The sequence below is a fragment of the uncultured Gimesia sp. genome (assembly GCF_937919775.1).
In the GTDB taxonomy this organism is placed as follows: Bacteria; Planctomycetota; Planctomycetia; order Planctomycetales; family Planctomycetaceae; genus Gimesia.
The window spans coordinates 1-18,336 of sequence record NZ_CALFPF010000250.1; the positions used below are offsets into that span (position 1 = coordinate 1).

Sequence of the window (18,336 nt, forward strand, 5' to 3'; positions counted from 1 at the left end):
CAAACTCATTTATATTTCATAGCTTACTGCAGTTCCAGCACAACTTTTCCCACATCGGTGGTTTCACCGGAACGAACGGTGAATTCGTAACCGCTATCCCACATTCCTTTTCTAACTAACACTATCCGGTACGTGGCACCGGGCGAAACTTTAACTGGTTCCATTCACAGAGTAAAACAGAATCGAACCTCCCCAGGCGGGCGGGCACGCGGGCACCGCCCCTACGTTTCTATTCTTTTAGATCGTTTTGTATGCCTGTTTTGTTCTTTGATTAAGGGGCCAGTGCCGGGATGCCGATGGATTGGCCGTAGGCCTGGCTGAGTTGTTCGGGGGTGAGGCCGTAGGCGCGTTGCAGGCTGTCTTGCCAGGTGAGGCCGTCTTTCATTCCGTTGAAGAAGAGTTTGAACTGCTCCGGGCTGGCTTTGATCATGAGTTGAATCATGGCACTGGCCGCTCCGTATTGCCAGTTATCGATTTGTTCGGTTAGAAAAAACTGGCCGCCGAGCGAGCGGGTCTGGCGCAACTGCAGGGCGGCCTGCTTTTGCCGATTCTGAGTTTCTTTGCAGGTGGGGACGACCAGCATGGCAATCCAGTCTGCGATTCCTTCATTGACCCAACTGGGGATATGGGCCGTGCTGCGATAGCGGTGCATGTAACCGTGTGAGGTTTCATGCACGAGCAGCGAACCAAAGAAGTTGGGGTCATCGCCGCGGTAACAGGAAACCACGACGATTCCATCACTGTGGTTGTGACAGAGCCCCATGTATTTTCCCGGGACTTCCGTGCGGTCATAAAACTTTCGCTCAAATTCCAGGAAGGCTGCTTCTGTTGTGAAGGCGACGATCACTGCTTTGCCGCGCCAGATATTGTGACCGGGTGGGAAGCCGAACGCCTTGCCCAGCAGTTCATTCATCTTGTCGAGTTGAACGAGATACGGGGCGACCTGTCTGGCGGGCATGTCGGTGTAAAATAAAAAGTAGTTGGTTTCATATAAGCTCATGTTTAACGAGCTGAAATGCAGGCCGACTTTCTGAAGAAATTCTTTGTGTTCTTTCACATATGTTTCCTGGTCCTCCTGCCGGACATCTTTCCATAAGAGGTGATCGGACATCGCTAACTTTTTGCGAACCGCCTCCGTTCGTTTATCTGTATCTTCAATGACGGATGCTTTGAGAGAGGGGATATACAGGAAACGGTAGGTTCTTTCTGCGACTTTCATCTCAAACAGTTTGGTCACGAAAAACCGTTTTGCTTTTTTGTCATCACCGGCTTTGATTTCGATCGATTTAATGTGGCTCTTATCCCGTCCGGTAAAGAAACGTGCGATTTCCACATCCTTTTCTTCCGCGCCTGTTGACATCACGAGGTCGGCTGTTTTGCCCACGAGTGCGTCGACGTCTGCTGCGGGGAGGGCAAACTCCAGCGCCGCCGCCTCGACCGAATTTGCCGGCTGGGCGTTGAGATTCGTGGCACGATTTTGCGCCGCCGTTTCCTGAATCGAAACCACCGGGGTCAGCAGCAGAACAAGTAAAACGCCCGCAAAGGGGGATAACGAATTAGGAACAGGGCGAGAAAACCGCATGCGTACTCGCTTTCTGAAATGAAACTCGATCAATGACATGAAATCACCGGAATCTATCATTATCGTGTGTGGTTTAGGTACAATTGTCAAGTGGTTAATTGCCGGACGGAAACGAGACTGCATGAACCTGACTGTTAAGAAGGGTTGGAATGGTTATCTGGGGCGATTGGAATACAGCGTGTTTTCTCTATTTCCCTCCGCCGACTGTTGCATGGCTGAATTGTGCCACCCAATCTTGAGTCCGTTTTCGTAATTTGGCAGATGCAGACAGTGATTACGGGCAATAGTGTCTAATCCGACAGATTTTATCTGTTGTTTCAAATTAGTAAAAAGGATGCATTATTACGCTAAAAGCGGCAGAAAACACAACAAGCGGGGAGCGCGTCTCAATAAGTCAATGGTAATTCCTTGTATAATTATGTCACTCAGCTTGTTTTCTCAGATTGAGCCGCTAGAATGAACTTTCTGCGGTTGAGCAGCCTGAATCAGTTATGTCGGGAAACGCCGTAGAGATTTTTTTATTTTTTAGGAATCGGAATACAAGATGGCTGAAGGTACAATCAAGAAAGTGACACAAAAGGGTTTCGGATTTATTGACACCGAAACTGGCGATGACTTGTTCTTCCACTCGTCCAACCTCGAAGGAGTAACATTCGAGCAGTTGTACGAAGGACAGCGAGTATCGTTCACTGAAGGACGTGGCGAAAAAGGTCCAAGAGCTGAGCATGTTAAACCTATCTAGTCTTAACAGACTGATAGTGTAACATCAGGAAACACTAAGAAGCCGGCGATTATTTCGTTGGCTTCTTTTTTTTATCACAATGTTTTTTATCACGATGATTGTCGGAAATTCGCGAAGCACAAGTGCGGGAACGACTCCTGAATACAGTGAGTCCCTTTCCAATTAATTGCGGAGCGACGCTTTCGCGTTCAGGCAAGCCGCAATCGTTTTCGGGCGAACTCCAGCGCGTCAATCAGTGCGTCAATCTCTTCGGTCGTATTATAAAATGTAAGGCTGGCGCGGACACTGGCGGCGATCTTCAGATGCTGATGCAGAGGCATCGTGCAATGATGGCCGTGCCTGACGGCGATTCCTTTTCGATCCAGCAGCGTGGCAAGATCTTCGGGATGCGCCCCTGCGATATTAAAGCTGAAAATCGCACCCCGGTGTTCGAGTTCCTGAGGACCGTAGATCTGCAAGCCGGGCACTTCCTGCAGTTTCTGCAGTGCGTATTGACTGAGAATGTGTTCCTGTTCCTGAATGGCGTCGAAGCCGAGTTCTGTCACGTAGTCGATCGCGGTACCCAGTGCGATCGCTTCGGTGATGGCCGGGGTGCCGGCTTCAAAGCGGGCGGGGATCTGGGCCCAACTGGAATGATCGCAGTGGACTTCGGAAATCATGTTTCCGCCGTACAGAAAGGGGGGCAACGTTTCCAGAATCTTTTTGCGTCCGTATAACACGCCGATGCCGGATGGGCCGAACAGCTTGTGGCCGGAAAACGCGAGAAAATCGATTTCACTGTCGACCACATGCACCGGCTGATGAGGCACGCTTTGGGCGCCGTCCACAAAAATCAGCGCGCCGACTTCGTGAGCGCGCTGTGCCATCTCTTCCACGGGGTTAATTGTTCCCAGCACATTCGACATGCCTGTGACGGCGACCAGTTTGGTTTTTGGTGAGAGCAGACTTTGATACTGTTCCAGATCCAGGCGTCCGTCGGGAGTGAGTGGAATGAATTTGAGAACCGCGCCGCGTTCTTTGGCAATCGCCTGCCAGGGAACGAAGTTGGCGTGATGTTCCATTTCATTCAGAATGATTTCATCGCCCCCATTGAGAAAGTGGCGGCCCCATGTCTGGGCAATCAGATTGATCGACATCGTGGTGCCGGAAGTGAAAATGATTTCTTCCGGCGTGCTGGCACCGATGAAGGCCTGAATGCGGGATCGGGAGGCTTCCATTTCCGAGGTGACCCGGTCGCCCAGTTGATGCACGCCGCGATGCACGTTGGAGTAATAGTGCTCGTAAATCTCGGAAATTTTATTGATGACCGATTGGGGACGTTGCGCAGAAGCGCCGCTGTCCAGATACACAAGAGGCTGTCCGTTGGGGAGCCTCGTATTGAGGATCGGGAAATCGTGTCGAACGGATGTGATATTGGCGACCATGATTGCCTGCTTCAGACGTGAGGGATACGTAAATACTGCTCTACATGAATTTTAGCACGAAACACCGTAATGGAAAGGGTTCCGTCGAAAAGGGGGAGATTCCTCAGAAAACCATTCGCTCTGATGTAAGTCTTTCTGTGTGGTGTATTACTGTTGACACAACCGGGGGTGTTGATGTTCGTGATGCGTGTTGTTCACGATTAGTACTTCAGGTTCAGCTACGGCTTGCGGGGGACATTCCATAGAATCAGCGGGTGACGTTTTGTGTAAATTACGGCGGGCTCGTACGAGCATTTCTTTGGTCACCATCCGGACTTCTCTGGATGTGAACTGGAAATGCAGTGTGTTTTTGACGACGTGCTTAGTTGCGTTGAAGCCAAACAATTTATCGATGCGTTTGCGGGCGAGGAGGCGTTCCTGTGGTGTGGACTCGGGATTGTTGAGGATGCTTCGATAAAAGTAGTAGGATTCGATGCGAAACACTTTAACGGGGGCCTGGATGCGTTCGATCATTTCCCGTCGTGCGCGTTTGAGGTAACGTCCTACAGAGCGAGTTGACAGGCCGTATTCCTCAGCGATTTCCTGTCTGATTTCGCTGGCGAATCTTCCTGTGCCGAGCATTTTTTTGATCTGATCTACGAGTTGCTGTTTCTGTTGATTTGAGAGCGATTGATTTTTTCTACTTTCGGAAGTGGTCATGAATTCGAATCCTTTTTTAAACATGAAATTATTGTTACTGACATTCCGATATCTTGCGCAAGGGCGTGGGACGGTCAAGGCGCGTTTGTTACCAGTTCTGGTTCAGTTGGTGCAAGTATCAGGCGCGGAATGGTTCGTGAGTGACCCGTTTTGGCACGTTTATACTGCTGTTCGATACTGCATCTGCGGAAGCAGATTTGGCGAAAGTGATCAAAACCGCGTAAATCCAGCTGGTTTTCGCGTGTGGAAAACAACAGGTGCGGATGCGGTGAGCAGTGCGCAGGAAAATTCTTACGCGCGCGACGCGTGTCACGCAGTTTCGAGAACGGGGCGGCGGAGTCAAGACGTAAAAAAAGCCCTGATATCAGGGCTTCGCTGTGTGTTTCGAAAAACAGGAATCTGTCAAGCAGTTTTGATTTTCAGACTGCCGGTGACAGAGACCGGAATCTTTGAGGGGGTCTTATTTTTTGGGGAGCAATCGTTGCGCCTTGGTAATTCGATAGCAGGGTTTTCCCATCTTGTCCTGTTGGGAACCATCAATCTGTCCGTCGATGAGTACGACATCTCCGTTTTTGAAACGAGTCAATTTACCCTGATCGATGAGGACGATGTTCCCGCCGAATTTGTCTGCTTTGTCGGGAGTGGCGTTGTAAGTGATGTTCCAGGATTTTTCCTGCTCATCAAATTCCACAATTCCCCGCAACCAGCGGTATTGTTGTTTGTCGTAATTGAAAGGAGAAGGAGTTTTTGCAGCAGAGTTCTGATTGCCGGAACCAGCGGGAAGTTCAAAAGAAGCCGCCTGGAATTCAGCGGGAGGCATGAACTGATCTGACTTTACAAGTTGCGGTCCCGAGGTGCGGCTTTGATGATTCGCGTGACTGACTTTTCCCGAAGCGGGATTCATGAACGAGCTGCTGTTCGGGCCAAAGGTTTCACTGCCGTCATTTTCGGGAAAACTCTTGACAGGAGGCTGAAATTCCTGGCTGCTGTCGACGGGATTGGCGTTAAAAGTGTCGTTACGATTTGCATCAAATTTTTTCGGATTGGCATCAAAAGTATCACTGCCACTTTCAAAACTTTGCTGTTGAACCGGTGGCTGAGCGGGCTGAGGAACACTGAAGCCTTCGTTTTCGTTCTTTTGAAACTGGTCGGTAGGGTTACTTTGAAACTGGTCGTTGGGATTGTTTTGAAACTGATTTTTGGGGTTACTTTCAAACTGATCATTCCCGCTGGGGCTAAACTGATCTTGCATTTGTGTTGTATTCCCGCCAAGTGGCTGCGGGGTTTTATTGGTTTCAAATTCATCTTTGCTGTTTCCCGGGAACAGACTTTGAGGAGTTTCGGGAACGGTTTTGCTATTTTCGGGGAATTGATTAGCGGGTGGCTGGTTTGGATCCTGATAGCTGGGAACAACCTGTTTGGCTGAGGGGCTGCTGTTTAAGCCGCTTCCGAGGTTTGAGTTGGTTCCCGAAGCCGTCGGGTTCGCATCGAAGGGGCTGGTATTGCTGGCGCTGGGAGCATTGTTAAGTGGCTGCTTCCACTGGGTATCGACGCCATCATAGTTTGTATTGTTGGTATTATTAGGAAATCCATCACCGTAAGTCTGAGGGGAGGAAGAAGGCAGAGATCCCTGAGGGGGAGGCACGGGCTGACCGAGATCGGGCTGTACGGGATAACTTCCTGGAGGATAAGTGGCAGGTCCCATCGTTCCGGGAGCCATCTGGTAAGGACCAGGTGAACCATATGGTCCGGGATACGTTCCACCGTAAGGATACTGATGGTGGGAATAGCATCCGGAAAGGGTGACGCTCAGCAGCGCGCACCAGCTGATATTAAATAGAAATCGAATCGACATGTTAGGGTCCTTAAAGTTCCAAGTGATTTCCCGGAAGAGATGAAGATCTACAGAAAGGGAAAAATCTATGGACGGGTGCCTGCTGAGCTGGAAGAGTTGGGCGTTTTTGTTTCACAAACAGCGGGGATTGATGTGAAAAATCTCTGCGGGGAGACGGGTACAAAAACAATCTTCTTTCCAGCAAGCGAGCGGGATTTTAGAGAATCTTCATTATGTGTCTATACCGAATCAGGGATTCTCTCCCTCCAGCCGGAAAACTTGGGAAGAAAACCCAAGGCAGAGCTTACTTTGCGTTTCGGATTTGTAATCTTTACAATAAATGTGCGTCTTTTCTCGTAAGAAATAGTTTCCATCAAAGATTTCGCATGTCATCTCCGCAATTGAAACTTCCCACGATCCAGAACTGGAACTGCCATAACTGCAGCGGTTGTTGCAGGCAGCATGAGATTGAAATCACGCCGGAAGAAAAAGAGCGGATCGAAAAACAGCGCTGGGACGAGGACGCATCGATTCCGGCCGGCCAGCCTGTGTTTGTGAAAATCGGTTTCTCTCCCATGGGCAATCGCTATCGACTGGCGCATCAGGCAGATGGGGCCTGTATTTTTCTGGATGAAAAAGGTTTATGCCGCATTCATGCCAAGTTTGGTGAGCCGGCGAAACCTCTGGCCTGTCAGGTTTATCCTTATGCCTTTCATCCTGCTGGTAACGATGTGGCAGTCAGTTTACGATTCAGTTGTCCTTCGGTGGTGTCGAACCTGGGTCAGCCGGTCAGTCAGCAGTCGGCAGCAATCCGGAAAATTGTCGAGCAGGTGCTTCCGAAACGTCATAAAACGCCGCCTGCTCCCCCGCTGACAGCCAGGGAAACTCTGGGATGGCCTGATACTTTGAAAGTCGTTGATTCATTAGACCAGTTTTTTGCGTCTTCAGACACGCGCTTCCTGATCAATCTGTTACGGGCCGTTGCCTGGGTGGAATTAATAGAGCAATCCCGGTTTGAGGCCATCCGCGGGACACGTATGGGAGAATTTCTGGAGTTAATCAGCCAGGCGACGGTGCAGGAACTTCCGGGAGACCTGGAGTTGAATCGGACTGCTCCCAGCAGACTGGGTTCGATTCAATTTCGTTTATTGGCGGCACAGTATGCGAGAAAAGATACTTTTGCTGAAGATTCGCGAGGGATGTTGAGGCGTTTTTCACTGTTGATGTCGGCTGTCAAATTCGCCTCAGGTCGAGGCGACATTCCCCGTCTACAGGATCGATTTAAATCGGTTCCTTTCTCGCAGCTGGATGAATCGTTTGGCGAACTGCCGCCCGAGTGCGAAAAACTGTTTAACCGGTATTACCGGGTGAAGATTGAAGGTCTGCATTTTTTCGGGGCGGCGTATTATGATATCCACTTTGTAGAAGGTTTTTATCACCTGGCTTTGATGTTTCCGGCGATGATGTGGATCTCCCGCTGGCTGGCGGTCGGTGCGGGCAGATCCGTTTTGCTGCCCGAAGATGTGAAGGAAGCCATGAGTATCGCCGATCATCACCACGGATACTCACCCGTATTTGGCTTGCCGCATTTTCGAAGTCGTGTGCGAAATTTGTCTCGTACTCAGGATATCAAGAAGCTGATCACCTGGTACGGCCAATAATCAAAGCAGGATTTTCCGGTTCAGGATCATTGTCTCAGCTCAACCCCTTTCCAGAATGCGATCCGATTTTTAAGTTGATCGAAATCTTTTCCTGGATCCAGATAATACCAGGCTGCGTCTCGGTTCACAGTGTCATCAACGACGACATCATAAAAGAATGCTTTGCCTTTGCGGGGGCAGATTGAAGTGGAAGAGCTTTTTTTCAGAAAGCCGCTATTCACAGATTCCAGGGGAAAATAAATATCCCCTTCTATCGTGATCGTATCGTCGGAATCGATCAACACCGCCTCGTTCCAAATTGCTCTTGGCACACCGTACTCCTCAATATCACGTTGATACAATAGAACTTGCAAACGAGATGAGAATGTTTTTTTAACGGGGCTGCCCACTCAGTTATCGTAGCCAGATTCGATTTAAAAACCAACAAAATTTTTTAAAAATAGCCGCTCTCGGTTAAAAAGAAGGAGATTTCGAAGCGGCTTTCTATTGAGTGTCTGTGCAAATAGATACGTGTAGTGTCAATGCGGACACATTACAAGCTATCGTGACTGTCATCAGGAATCTGGCGGGGGCTGAACTTGATGATCCCTAGCTCCCACTGTTTCTTTTTGAACATGTTTTGAGAGTTTAAGGTGTGGATATAAGTGGCGTCTTTTCGCTCGTAGGAGATCAGGCCGCCATCTTCGAGCTCGACTACGTGGATGATTTCCTGGGGATGAGCCGAGGGGTATTGTTTGATTTCCACTTTGTCCGAATCAAGCAGAGATTCAACCGATAATAGCGTCTCTTTTTGTCGGAGTGTAAAACGCCCGTTGGTATTGGGGATCTGTTCCCATTCAAACCGTTTGAGTAAATCTTCTACTTTCATGAAATCACCCTCTGAGACAACCCGTTATTCAGTGAGAAAAATGGATCAATCCATTTTATTGGTGAGTCTAAAAGTTTTTCGGGTGGATTGGAAGGATAGTCGGCTGATGCAGACTCAGACATGGGATAGCGCATAAAAAAATGATGTTTCTCCGAAAGAGAGACACCATTTTTCATTTTTTTGTATCAGACATGTTCAAATATCAAAAATCAGGATTTCTCGAACTTCAATTGAAAGTTAAAAAAACTTTCGTCTTGTGAAGTCCGTCCGAGGGAAAGTTCCCTCGGACTTGACGTTCACGATTATTGAAGCCGCCCTTCAGACCTGACAGGGCCAGTCCCTTAGTGTGGGGACCACGTTAATCCTCAAGTTTGACTAGTTGCAGCAAGATTTAGGAGAAGGAGCACAGCAGGTCTTAGGAGCTGGTGCACAGCAGCTAGCAGCTGGTGCACAGCACTTTGGAGCCTTGTGTTTGCAGCAACGAACCTTCACTTTGCAGCAGCTATCTTTGCAACGGTTGAACATCTTGCCACAACGATCTTTGCAACCTTTCAAGAAACTTCCCTTGAACAGTTTGCGGTGACCGCAGCAAGAATCTTCACATGTGTTGCAGCAAGTCTGAGGAGCTGGGGCACAGCAAGTTTTAGGAGCTGGTGCACAGCATGTCTTAGGAGCTGGAGCACAGCATGTCTTTGGTGCTGGAGCACAGCACTTAGGAGCAGGTGCACAGCAAGTTTTAGGAGCTGGGGCACAGCAAGTTGGTTTGGGAGCACAGCATCCCTTACCCAGGAAGCTAGCAGCTTCAACAGATGCACCGGCACAACAAACAACCGCTAAAGCGGCAACGTAACTTAACAATTTCATTTGGGCAATCTCCAAGGATTCGCTTCGTGGACGGTCGTGAGGTACTCAATCATGGTTGATTTGGGTGAGGTTTCCCAATCAACCTGGGAGTCCAAATCCTCACGTAATTAAAAAAGGTAAACCTGAATATTTTTTCGACCACATTTCCGAAAAAGTCCTTGAATAAACACGAAATTGTTGTGTCTCTCACCAAAGTCGGTCCTGAAAATTCGCTTGTATCGATTATATGGTCCCTTGGATTACGTCCTGACTGAAATCAAGCTACCTGCATTGAATTGAAGCTGAAATACCAGTGGCAATTTGTCTATTTTCAGATAATTTGAAATGAGAGCTTTTATTCGCGAATCTGGTAATCGTGGAAAATCCCCCGCGGAACTATACTGAAGCTCTCGTATGAGTTGTATTCAAGGCGGTCATGTATACGATTGAGGTAATGTCAGAGAGTCTGACGCAAGTGAGAAATCTTATGTGTGATCATATGTTTAATCTGTGTGAGGGTTTATGAGAAAGGTGTTTGTTCTTGAAGAGCAGACACATATCGTTTCTGAACTTCAATGGCAGTTTGAAAAAGAAGCCGACTGGACCATTCGGGGGTTTTCTGCAGAATTCAATCTGTTTCAGCATTGTCTTCAAGAAAACGCGGAAGAACTTGTCGTGATCATCGACCTGAGTATCGGCAAGCAGGTTTGTCTGCAGTTTTTACAAAGGTGTCTGGGTCCAAAGATTTCGTTTCCCGTAATCATTTTCTCGGAGGAACCGTTGTTCAATCTGGAATGGGCATTACGAGAGTTGGGAGTCTCGCATTTGCAAACAGGCAGGTTGGAACCTGAGAGAATCGCGAAAATATGCCGGTGGCATTTGGGCACAATCGCAGTGGGGCAGACGGCTCAAGCCTAAACAGGAACTTGCACTAATCGATATTGGTGATTCAGAATAGTGCAAGCCTTTCATTTTGGCTGACTGGCTCCTACACAGAGATCTGAAATTTGCTGTTACACGAGTCATTAATGCAGTTATTGGAAAGCACAACAAACTGATGAGTAATTCTGAAATCAATGAAATAAACCTACAGAGCTGTCTCAAGGCACTAGTTGATCCTGTATTTAATAAAACGTTCGCTTCTTCCGGATTTTTGAAAACGGCAACCGTTAGCGAGTCAGGGCAGGCTTGCGTCCAAATTGAGCTGCCAGTTCCCTCTTATCCTCTACAGGCCGAGTTATCGGAGTTGATTCAAAATTCCATCCGGCAGCAATTCCCCGACTGTCAGGACGTGGAAATTGAGTACACCATCAAGATCCGGGGAAAAAACTCCGGTGGTCGACTGGGACTCAATGTGAAAAATATCATTGCCGTTGGTGCCGGTAAAGGTGGGGTTGGGAAAAGTACGGTGGCGGCGAGCCTGGCATTCGCTCTCAAACAGTTTGGTGCACGCGTGGGGCTGGTGGATGCAGACGTTTACGGTCCCAGTATTCCGCACATGGTGGGAACCCGCGAGAAACCGGTGGCGCAAGAGTTTCAGAGGAAAGACGGTCAGACTCTCACGCGCATTGTTCCTGTCGAAGTCGATGGTTTGAAAGTGATGTCGATGGCTTTTTTTGTCGAGCCGGATCAAGCCGTCATCTGGCGTGGTCCAATGCTGCATAAAGCGATCACTCAGTTTCTGCAGGATACCGAATGGGGGGAACTGGATTATCTGATCATTGATATGCCACCGGGAACGGGTGATGTCTCATTGACGTTATCACAATTAGTCGACCTGGCCGGTGCCGTTGTGGTCTGTTCTCCTCAACAGGTGGCTTTACTGGACGCGGTCAAAGCAGTGCAGATGTTTCGCCAGGTAAAAATTCCGGTGCTGGGCATTGTTGAGAATATGTCTGGCGAATTTTTTGGACGTGGTGGCGCGCAGGCAAAGGGCGAAGAACTGCAGATTCCGTTCTTGGGTGAAATCCCCATGAATGCAGAGATTCGCGAAAAATCAGATACCGGAGAGATTTCTCAATTAGTGGCAGAAGGTTCGGAATCTCGGACACATCTGCTTAAAGTTGCCGAGAATACGGCGATTGAAATTGCCCGCACTCTTTTAGAAAACCCTGCCAGGCCGCCTTTGGAAATACTCTAGACCGTAGCCGGCAAATCATATTGAAACAGAATTCAGCTTTACAAAATACGACCAGAAACATGATTAGTATCGAAGAACTGATAGACGAGTTTGAGTTTCTTAATGATTGGGAAGAACGCTGTGACTTTCTGATTGATCTGGGGTTCGAACTGCCACCCATGCCCGAATCAGACAAGACGGAAGTGAACCGTGTGCATGGTTGTCAGAGCATGGTCTGGCTCACGACAGGTTTAAAGCAGGTCGGGGACCATAAGGTACTCCAGATCAACGCCGACAGCGATGCGTTAATCGTCAAAGGTTTAATCGCCGTTCTCCTGGCGATTTATAATCACAAGACCCCGGAAGAAGTTCTGAAGATTGACGTCAAACAGTATTTTTCTCAACTGCAACTGGATAAGTATCTCAGTTCACAAAGAAAAAATGGCCTGTTTGGTATGGTCGAGCGAGTTCAGTTGGAAGCAAAAATGCTGGCTGATTCGAAATAAGCGGCAAATCATGTTACTCATTGATCGTGACTTTGGCGGGGATTTCGAGTTTTTCAAAACGGAGTTCAATCGGAGCCGAAGTGATCAGGGTGGGAGCCAGGTAGGTAAATTGATACTGGTCCTGTTGTCGGGGAAGATCAGTAAACCGATAAAGCACACTGATCTTGCCGGCAGTTTCCAGAGTAGTTTGAGATGAGCCATTCAACCAGAATTTCTTCCCTTGGGAATCCTGTAGATAAGCCCGGTTATGGTAGATCCATGTGCGGTGCGATTCAAACGCGGGGCCGCCGTAATCGTAGCTTAAGGCGATGCGGATATTCAGATCCTGCGTGGAATCCCGATTCGTTTTTTCCGCGTCAATCAATTCGACTGAAACATTGCCCCGTCTACGAATGGCTCCCTGCGATTGGAACAGATTATCAAAGGTGATCGGCAGCGTTTCGGCTGCCAGTTCCATGTGAAGGAGTCCCTGAATCTGAATCGTCCTGGGGTGCTGCCTGCTGTCCATGATCCATTGCATCGTAAATTTTAAATCCTTCCCCCCTTCTCCCAGTGGAAGTTCATACTTTGCGTAAGGATTGAAGGGAGGCAGAGTGAGTCTGGAGTCTCCCACGGCCTTAATATCTGCGGCGGCATAACTCAGAAACAGAGGTCTCAAGCGTGGCTCGACCTGAATCAGAAATGTGGCCCGTAACAGTTCCCGGTTGATGCTGCCTACCAGAGGCCGCCTTTGCAGTTCTTCTATCTCAATCCGAAAAGACCCGTTATAACAAACCTGGGGATTTCCCTGTTTCAAACTTTGTTTTTTTGTAGACTGGCTGAACAGCAAATGTCCGTTGGAGCCGTTGATCTGATAAATCAGAGGCAGTTTTCGAGTGAGATCGTCAATCGTTTGCCAGAAGGGGCGGTCGACAAAACTGACATCGACGGTTGTTTTTAAAAATGCGTCGGATAAATCTGTCGCGTCTAGCTGATTTCCTGTCTGGTCGGTAATCGAACTCAGAATCTTGTTGAGCGGGAACTGACCTTTCAAATTGACATGAGAGGCTTTGATGGAATCTTTCGCGACCTGTTTTTCAATTTGCAGTTTTACACGTTGCAGTGCTTCTCGAACGGAATTGCTGGAAAGGAGTTCCGGAGGGGGCAGAAAAGACAGAACCGGTTTCCCCAGAGCAACCAACTGGATTTCAGCCTGTTGCCGGACGACCCGTTGATTCGAATCCAGTTTGCTGATGAGTTCGGAGATTTGCTGTTTGATTTGTTCCTGCTCACCAGCTTGCTCCGCCTGCAGAACGGAATCGGATTTCGCTGTTGTCAGCCAACAGGACAGGCTGAGGATCATCATTCCAGACTGATACCAGATACGTGACACAGAGAGATATCCATTTCAAATTGATAACGCGAAAAGAAGCCTGCAGCAGCGTTGCAGGCACTCCTGTATTGTAACGAGTTCCTTTCCGGGAAAAACACCTGGAAAGTCAGGTAATACAATCGATGCGTTGAGAATAATTGATACTTTCCGGTTAATTGTTGTCCTTTAAGCCACGGAATGACGGCAGAAATTTATTTCCGGAACCTCATGTCAAATCGGGTATTAGACTACATATAGAGGAATCTTTATAGTGAGAATCCGCTCACCCGCTTGCTGATGAGAGGCCGCTCCGATGTTAACCTGTTTGCGTACCATGATGTTTTGCTTGACGGGGGTCACTCTCTGTTTCGCAGCCGAGGCGGCTCTCTTTGCGAAGCCTCCTTCTCTGATTGAGATCAAAGCCGGCAACGACGTTTTTGTCGGAAAGTCGGTGGCGCATAATGCTGATGTGAGCTGGCTGATGGATCAGACGGGTATGCTGTCTGAGATTCCGTTGAACAAAGTAACTTCGTTCCGTCGGGTCGCGCCGGAATTTCAAAGGCTGCCTCTCAATAAAATGAAACTGCAGCTGCAGGAAGAATTTGGCCCATTTTTCGAAGTGATTTCCACCAGACATTATCTGATCTGTGCTCCCCGTGGTAAAGCCAAAGCCTACGGTGGTGTGTTTGAAGATCTTTATGAATCTTTTACGCATTATTTTTCTCTGCGTGGCTATCAGGTCAAGTCTCCCGAATTTCAGATGGTGACCATTGTGTTTCCGGAACAGGCTCAATTTTACGATTACTGTAAAAAAGATGGTGTGCGAGCGGGGCAGGGACTGTTGGGATATTATCACCCGCACACGAATCGAACAGCTTTATTTGATCAGCGAACCGCGTTGAGTTCCGTCGAAATTGAACAAAATCAGGACGGAAATGAACTCGCATTTTCCCGAGTATCGACGGATGGTAAAAATCTGACAGAAGCTTTGCGAGATACGATGATTCATGAAGCCACGCATCAGGTTGCGTTTAACACGGGCCTGCATTCGCGGGTCGGCGATAATCCGCGCTGGGTAGTCGAGGGACTGGCAACAACTTTTGAGTCTGACGAACTGCGGACTCACACTGGCGGACGCGATAAATCGATTTCACGTATTAATCGAAATCGGCTGCTCTGGTTTGCCAATTATGCAAAGAAACGGCGTGAAAAAAATTCACTGCGGTCATTTGTCCGGGAAGATCGTCTGTTTCAGTCTTCTACGCTGGATGCCTATGCAGAAGCATGGGCGTTGACATTTTTTCTGGTGGAAACACAACCTGCCCGTTATGCACGCTACCTGAAACAAATCTCAGAGCGTGATCCTCTCAATGGATACTCGGCTGAGTCCAGAGAGCAGGATTTTAAAGAAGCGTTTAAGACGAATATTCAAACGCTTGAAGCAGATTACCTGAAGTTTATGGACCAGTTAACTCAGGAACTGATCAGCCAGAAATAAACTGTCGGAATTAAGCGGCTCGTCGGAGCGTTTCCTCTTCCATGGCCGCCACAACCAGTGCACCACGGGCGATTGCGAAGTGTTCTTCTTGAACGAGAGTGACCTGTCGGGTATCAAAGCGAATCTTTCGGCTGGACAGATTTTGGGCCAGTAATTCTCCAAACCCGTCGAGATATGACAGTTCGCCCATGTAAATCACAGGAAGTGTTTCCATAGTTTCAATATATTTCTGCATCGTAGCCATTTGAGTGGCGAAATTGTCTAACAGACTGTCAAACAGAGATTCATACCAGTTTGCCAGCAGAGAATGATTGGTGAGATAAGGACTGAGATTGATCTCGGGACTGAGGCGTTTAGTTTTGGCCTTGGCAGAATCCGGCACCGTCTGGCCTTCTGAATTGGTGGTAAAGAATTTGAAGGCATGGGCCAGTTGTTCGTCCATCCATTCACTACCATAAGGTGCAGAATGTCGTACAACCACGCGACTCTGATGAACCAGGCCTATTTCTGAGTGGGAATGGCCAAGATAAACGATATATCCTGAAAAGTGTGAACTGGCAGGAAGTGTAGCCAGACCGGCAGCCAAGGTGATGGTCGTCGCCAGGGGAGTGAAACCCTGCAAAGTAATCAATTGCGCTACCAGCTTATTAAGTGTCGAAGCAGGATCTGATCCCGGAGTGATAAAAGAGCAATACTCGCCGGGCACCTTTGCTTTGGGCAGGACTGATTGAATCAAGGTTGAGAGTAACTGCCGATTGACCGGATCATTGAGAACCAGTTCCCCTTTAGAAAACAGCGAAAACAAAGGCAGATTAGAAAAACGTGCCATGGATGCCGCATTTTCGCCGGGAATAATCAGGGTGTCTTCAGAGTAGAGAAAAGGGACGCCAATCTTCTGCAGCAGCAGACGATTCTCTCGCGTATCTTCCATGACAGTATAAGCGGTCTCAATGGAGCGGCGTGTCAACTTGTGATAAGAATCGTTCTGTAACGTTCTGAGGCATGTTGAACCAATAAATAATGAACTACTCATTTATGGATCACTCCCTGCACTGCCTGCAATACTCGGTCGAGAATTCCGGAATTCACATTCTTTTCCGCCTGCACAGCCTGTTTCTGGTTTAAGAGGTCTGGTCGGGCCGTCTTTTGGGGGATTGTTTTTTCCTCAAGGGGCTGTGAGGACCCTGGATGCGATCTGTCAAAGCGAAATGCAGGAGCTTTCAGTTTTTTTTCCGTCGTTCTGGGAGCTGAGGGCGAAGGTGCCGACGTGGTGGTTTCCTGTTTGGGAGGAACTGTCGATTCACGTTCTGCACGTCTGCTGAAATGAGGCCCTTTGAGGGACTCCGGCTGGTCGATGCGCGCTGATCTGGATTGATGACGTCCGTAAATAAACGTTTGAGTCGGAATTTGAGGATTTTCTTCAATCACGGGAATCTTATTTTCCAGGATCTTTTCCAATAGGGACTTTTCCGGCAAAGGAGGCAATGCGTCATATCTGGTAATGATTGTAGATCCTGCATCTGATTGCAGTGAGGTAGATGACACGACTTTTTGCCGTGACTGATTTGAGGCAGTCGTTTTCGACCTTCTCTGGAGAAACTTCCAGAACACTGCCGCAACCGCTGCCAGAAACAGATAATAGATCCATAGAGGCAGGAATGAGGAACTCGCGTGCTCTTCATTTTCCTCAATTTTGGATAAATCGTCGTCCTGCAGGACATGAACCGAATCTGCAGGAGGGGCAGGAGCCGCTTTCAATGCCATCGTGGGAACGGTCGATGATGTAAAGGGATCCTCTGAACCAGTCTCATCAGATGCTACTTCCAGATGTGCTTTGGTCTGAGCAAGATCGGGTTTGGGAACCTGAGCTAAACTGGCGCCTGTCTGCTGCAGAAGCGGACCGTTCAGTTGCAGCTGGTCTGTTCCTGTTTTCAGAGGAGCTGCCTCTGAAGGTGGAGAGAGATGTTCCGGATAAGTGACTCCCTGCAGCCTGTGATGCGCGTCTTCTGTTACAGGAGTCGTTTGTTGAATGTGTGATTTTTCGAATGAGACCGAGGCAGGAGTGGCTGTTTGCCGTTGAGCATCAGGAATCGTGGAGAGCGTTGACGGTAAACGTCGAGGAACCGGCAGAGAATGGGGCACCAGCGACAGATCAATGCTCTTATGGGAATTCAGAACGAGTACCGTTCCTGAAGCGAGTTTTGAGGTGAGCTTGTTCGTTTTGAAATCGGCGTTGGTCCTGCTCCGTTGTGGCGGGATTACTTTGATGGATTCCGCAATTTGCGAATAGTTTTCCAATGGTTGCCTCAGGCAGTGCAGAATACCCGCCAGGTCGGCAATTTCCGGGGGCACGCCAAACACGACCGGGCGGTTCAATAAATTGATAATCGCCACTTGAGTCAGTTCCGGAGAGGACTGTTGCCGGTTTCTCTGGACATCATCCCATTGTTGTTCCGCGGAAATATTAATCACATTTGTTGGCGCTTTCAGGGCAATCAACACATCACCGTTCATCAGGGGAAATGCCGTCTCAGGCGAATAAAAGAGATCCTGACTGATGCGTCCCCCGCGAATCACGCGGATCAGACCAGACGATTCCGGGGTCAATCCCTGCGCTTGTGAGATCACCTTGTCCAAAGCAAGATCCTGCTCGGCAACTTCATAGGCGGCACAGTGTACAAATTCACCAAGGAGTCCGATGACAGCAGTCCGTTGGAGTTGATTTTGTTGATTCAGTTCACGGAATTCTGTTTGCGCAAACGTGACGCTCAATGCTCCCGGTAAAAGGTTCATCGCTAAGAAACTAAAACAAATCGTGCGCCAGCAGAACATCCGGCCTTCCTTGTGACAATATGACAGCAAAGAGAAGAGGATCGAGAGGAAACCGTACAATCATTAAAATCGGCACAACCTGAGTTCCAGCATCACCCAAAGTAAGGGATTTCAGTGAAAACACAGGATTCAACTGATACTGGTGAAAAAGTGATAAGTGTTGGTATGTATGAGAGTTGAGGTAATCGACCGAATCGGGAGGGAACTCTTCGGTATCTCAAAATGCGAGTAATTTCGTAAGGGGTATTTGTTCCAAGTGATTTGTGATGTTGCTAGGATAAAGCAGCATGTGAACCGGGATTGTGTTGTCTGGACGATGGTTACGTTTCTTGTTTTCCATTAATCTCTTATTGCGTAAGAGTTTAACACTTGATGAG

16 protein-coding genes are annotated in these 18,336 nt (G+C 48.4%); 7 read left to right on the plus strand and 9 right to left on the minus strand.

Annotated elements, in window-relative coordinates:
* Positions 1–271 precede the first annotated feature (271 nt).
* Entirely contained in the window at positions 272–1,582 is a 1,311-nt protein-coding gene (locus tag Q0294_RS06590; RefSeq protein WP_299462211.1) for a hypothetical protein, read from the minus strand.
* Between the two features lie 544 nt (positions 1,583–2,126).
* Between Q0294_RS06590 and Q0294_RS06595 the strand changes: the two genes are divergently transcribed.
* Positions 2,127–2,324, plus strand: a complete 198-nt coding sequence (locus Q0294_RS06595) for a cold-shock protein (RefSeq protein WP_299462213.1) — start codon at positions 2,127–2,129, stop codon at positions 2,322–2,324.
* A gap of 188 nt (positions 2,325–2,512) precedes the next feature.
* Here Q0294_RS06595 and Q0294_RS06600 read toward each other — a convergent pair whose 3' ends face one another.
* The 3 genes from Q0294_RS06600 to Q0294_RS06610 form a co-directional block, all read right to left on the minus strand.
* On the minus strand, positions 2,513–3,748 hold the full coding sequence (locus tag Q0294_RS06600; RefSeq protein WP_299462215.1) for a cysteine desulfurase: 1,236 nt from the start codon (positions 3,746–3,748) through the stop codon (positions 2,513–2,515).
* A gap of 147 nt (positions 3,749–3,895) precedes the next feature.
* On the minus strand, positions 3,896–4,447 hold the full coding sequence (locus Q0294_RS06605; protein ID WP_299462217.1) for a hypothetical protein: 552 nt from the start codon (positions 4,445–4,447) through the stop codon (positions 3,896–3,898).
* 460 nt (positions 4,448–4,907) lie between these two features.
* Positions 4,908–6,302, minus strand: coding sequence for a hypothetical protein (locus Q0294_RS06610; RefSeq protein ID WP_299462219.1), 1,395 nt, complete (start codon positions 6,300–6,302; stop codon positions 4,908–4,910).
* A gap of 39 nt (positions 6,303–6,341) precedes the next feature.
* On the opposite strand from Q0294_RS06610, the gene Q0294_RS06615 reads away from it, so the two are divergent.
* Positions 6,342–6,641, plus strand: a complete 300-nt coding sequence (locus tag Q0294_RS06615; protein WP_299462222.1) for a hypothetical protein — start codon at positions 6,342–6,344, stop codon at positions 6,639–6,641.
* Between the two features lie 26 nt (positions 6,642–6,667).
* A complete protein-coding gene (locus Q0294_RS06620) occupies positions 6,668–7,942 on the plus strand; it encodes a YkgJ family cysteine cluster protein (RefSeq protein WP_299462225.1) in 1,275 nt (424 codons plus the stop codon).
* Positions 7,943–7,968: 26 nt separating this feature from the next.
* On the opposite strand, the gene Q0294_RS06625 is transcribed toward Q0294_RS06620, so the two are convergent.
* Together Q0294_RS06625 and Q0294_RS06630 are read right to left on the minus strand one after the other, a co-directional pair.
* Positions 7,969–8,253: a DUF427 domain-containing protein gene (locus tag Q0294_RS06625; RefSeq protein ID WP_299462228.1), complete on the minus strand. Its 285-nt coding sequence runs from the start codon at positions 8,251–8,253 to the stop codon at positions 7,969–7,971.
* A gap of 221 nt (positions 8,254–8,474) precedes the next feature.
* Positions 8,475–8,810, minus strand: coding sequence for a hypothetical protein (locus Q0294_RS06630; RefSeq protein WP_299462231.1), 336 nt, complete (start codon positions 8,808–8,810; stop codon positions 8,475–8,477).
* A gap of 1,374 nt (positions 8,811–10,184) precedes the next feature.
* On the opposite strand from Q0294_RS06630, the gene Q0294_RS06635 reads away from it, so the two are divergent.
* From Q0294_RS06635 to Q0294_RS06645, 3 genes are all read left to right on the plus strand, one after another.
* Positions 10,185–10,571: a hypothetical protein gene (locus tag Q0294_RS06635; RefSeq protein ID WP_299462234.1), complete on the plus strand. Its 387-nt coding sequence runs from the start codon at positions 10,185–10,187 to the stop codon at positions 10,569–10,571.
* Positions 10,572–10,710: 139 nt separating this feature from the next.
* Positions 10,711–11,793 carry an Mrp/NBP35 family ATP-binding protein gene (locus tag Q0294_RS06640; RefSeq protein WP_299462237.1) on the plus strand — a complete coding sequence of 361 codons (1,083 nt, stop codon included), beginning with the start codon at positions 10,711–10,713 and terminating at the stop codon, positions 11,791–11,793.
* 59 nt (positions 11,794–11,852) lie between these two features.
* Positions 11,853–12,278, plus strand: coding sequence for a SufE family protein (locus Q0294_RS06645; RefSeq protein ID WP_299462240.1), 426 nt, complete (start codon positions 11,853–11,855; stop codon positions 12,276–12,278).
* A gap of 13 nt (positions 12,279–12,291) precedes the next feature.
* Here Q0294_RS06645 and Q0294_RS06650 read toward each other — a convergent pair whose 3' ends face one another.
* On the minus strand, positions 12,292–13,650 hold the full coding sequence (locus Q0294_RS06650) for a hypothetical protein (protein WP_299462243.1): 1,359 nt from the start codon (positions 13,648–13,650) through the stop codon (positions 12,292–12,294).
* A 292-nt stretch (positions 13,651–13,942) separates the two neighbouring features.
* Between Q0294_RS06650 and Q0294_RS06655 the strand changes: the two genes are divergently transcribed.
* On the plus strand, positions 13,943–15,127 hold the full coding sequence (locus Q0294_RS06655; RefSeq protein WP_299462246.1) for a DUF1570 domain-containing protein: 1,185 nt from the start codon (positions 13,943–13,945) through the stop codon (positions 15,125–15,127).
* 10 nt (positions 15,128–15,137) lie between these two features.
* Here the strand turns inward: Q0294_RS06655 and Q0294_RS06660 are convergent, their stop codons facing one another.
* Both Q0294_RS06660 and Q0294_RS06665 read right to left on the minus strand, forming a co-directional pair.
* Positions 15,138–16,160, minus strand: a complete 1,023-nt coding sequence (locus tag Q0294_RS06660) for a hypothetical protein (protein ID WP_299462249.1) — start codon at positions 16,158–16,160, stop codon at positions 15,138–15,140.
* Entirely contained in the window at positions 16,157–17,959 is a 1,803-nt protein-coding gene (locus Q0294_RS06665) for a hypothetical protein (protein WP_299462252.1), read from the minus strand. Before Q0294_RS06665 ends, Q0294_RS06660 begins: the two co-directional genes overlap by 4 nt.
* Positions 17,960–18,336 lie beyond the last annotated feature (377 nt).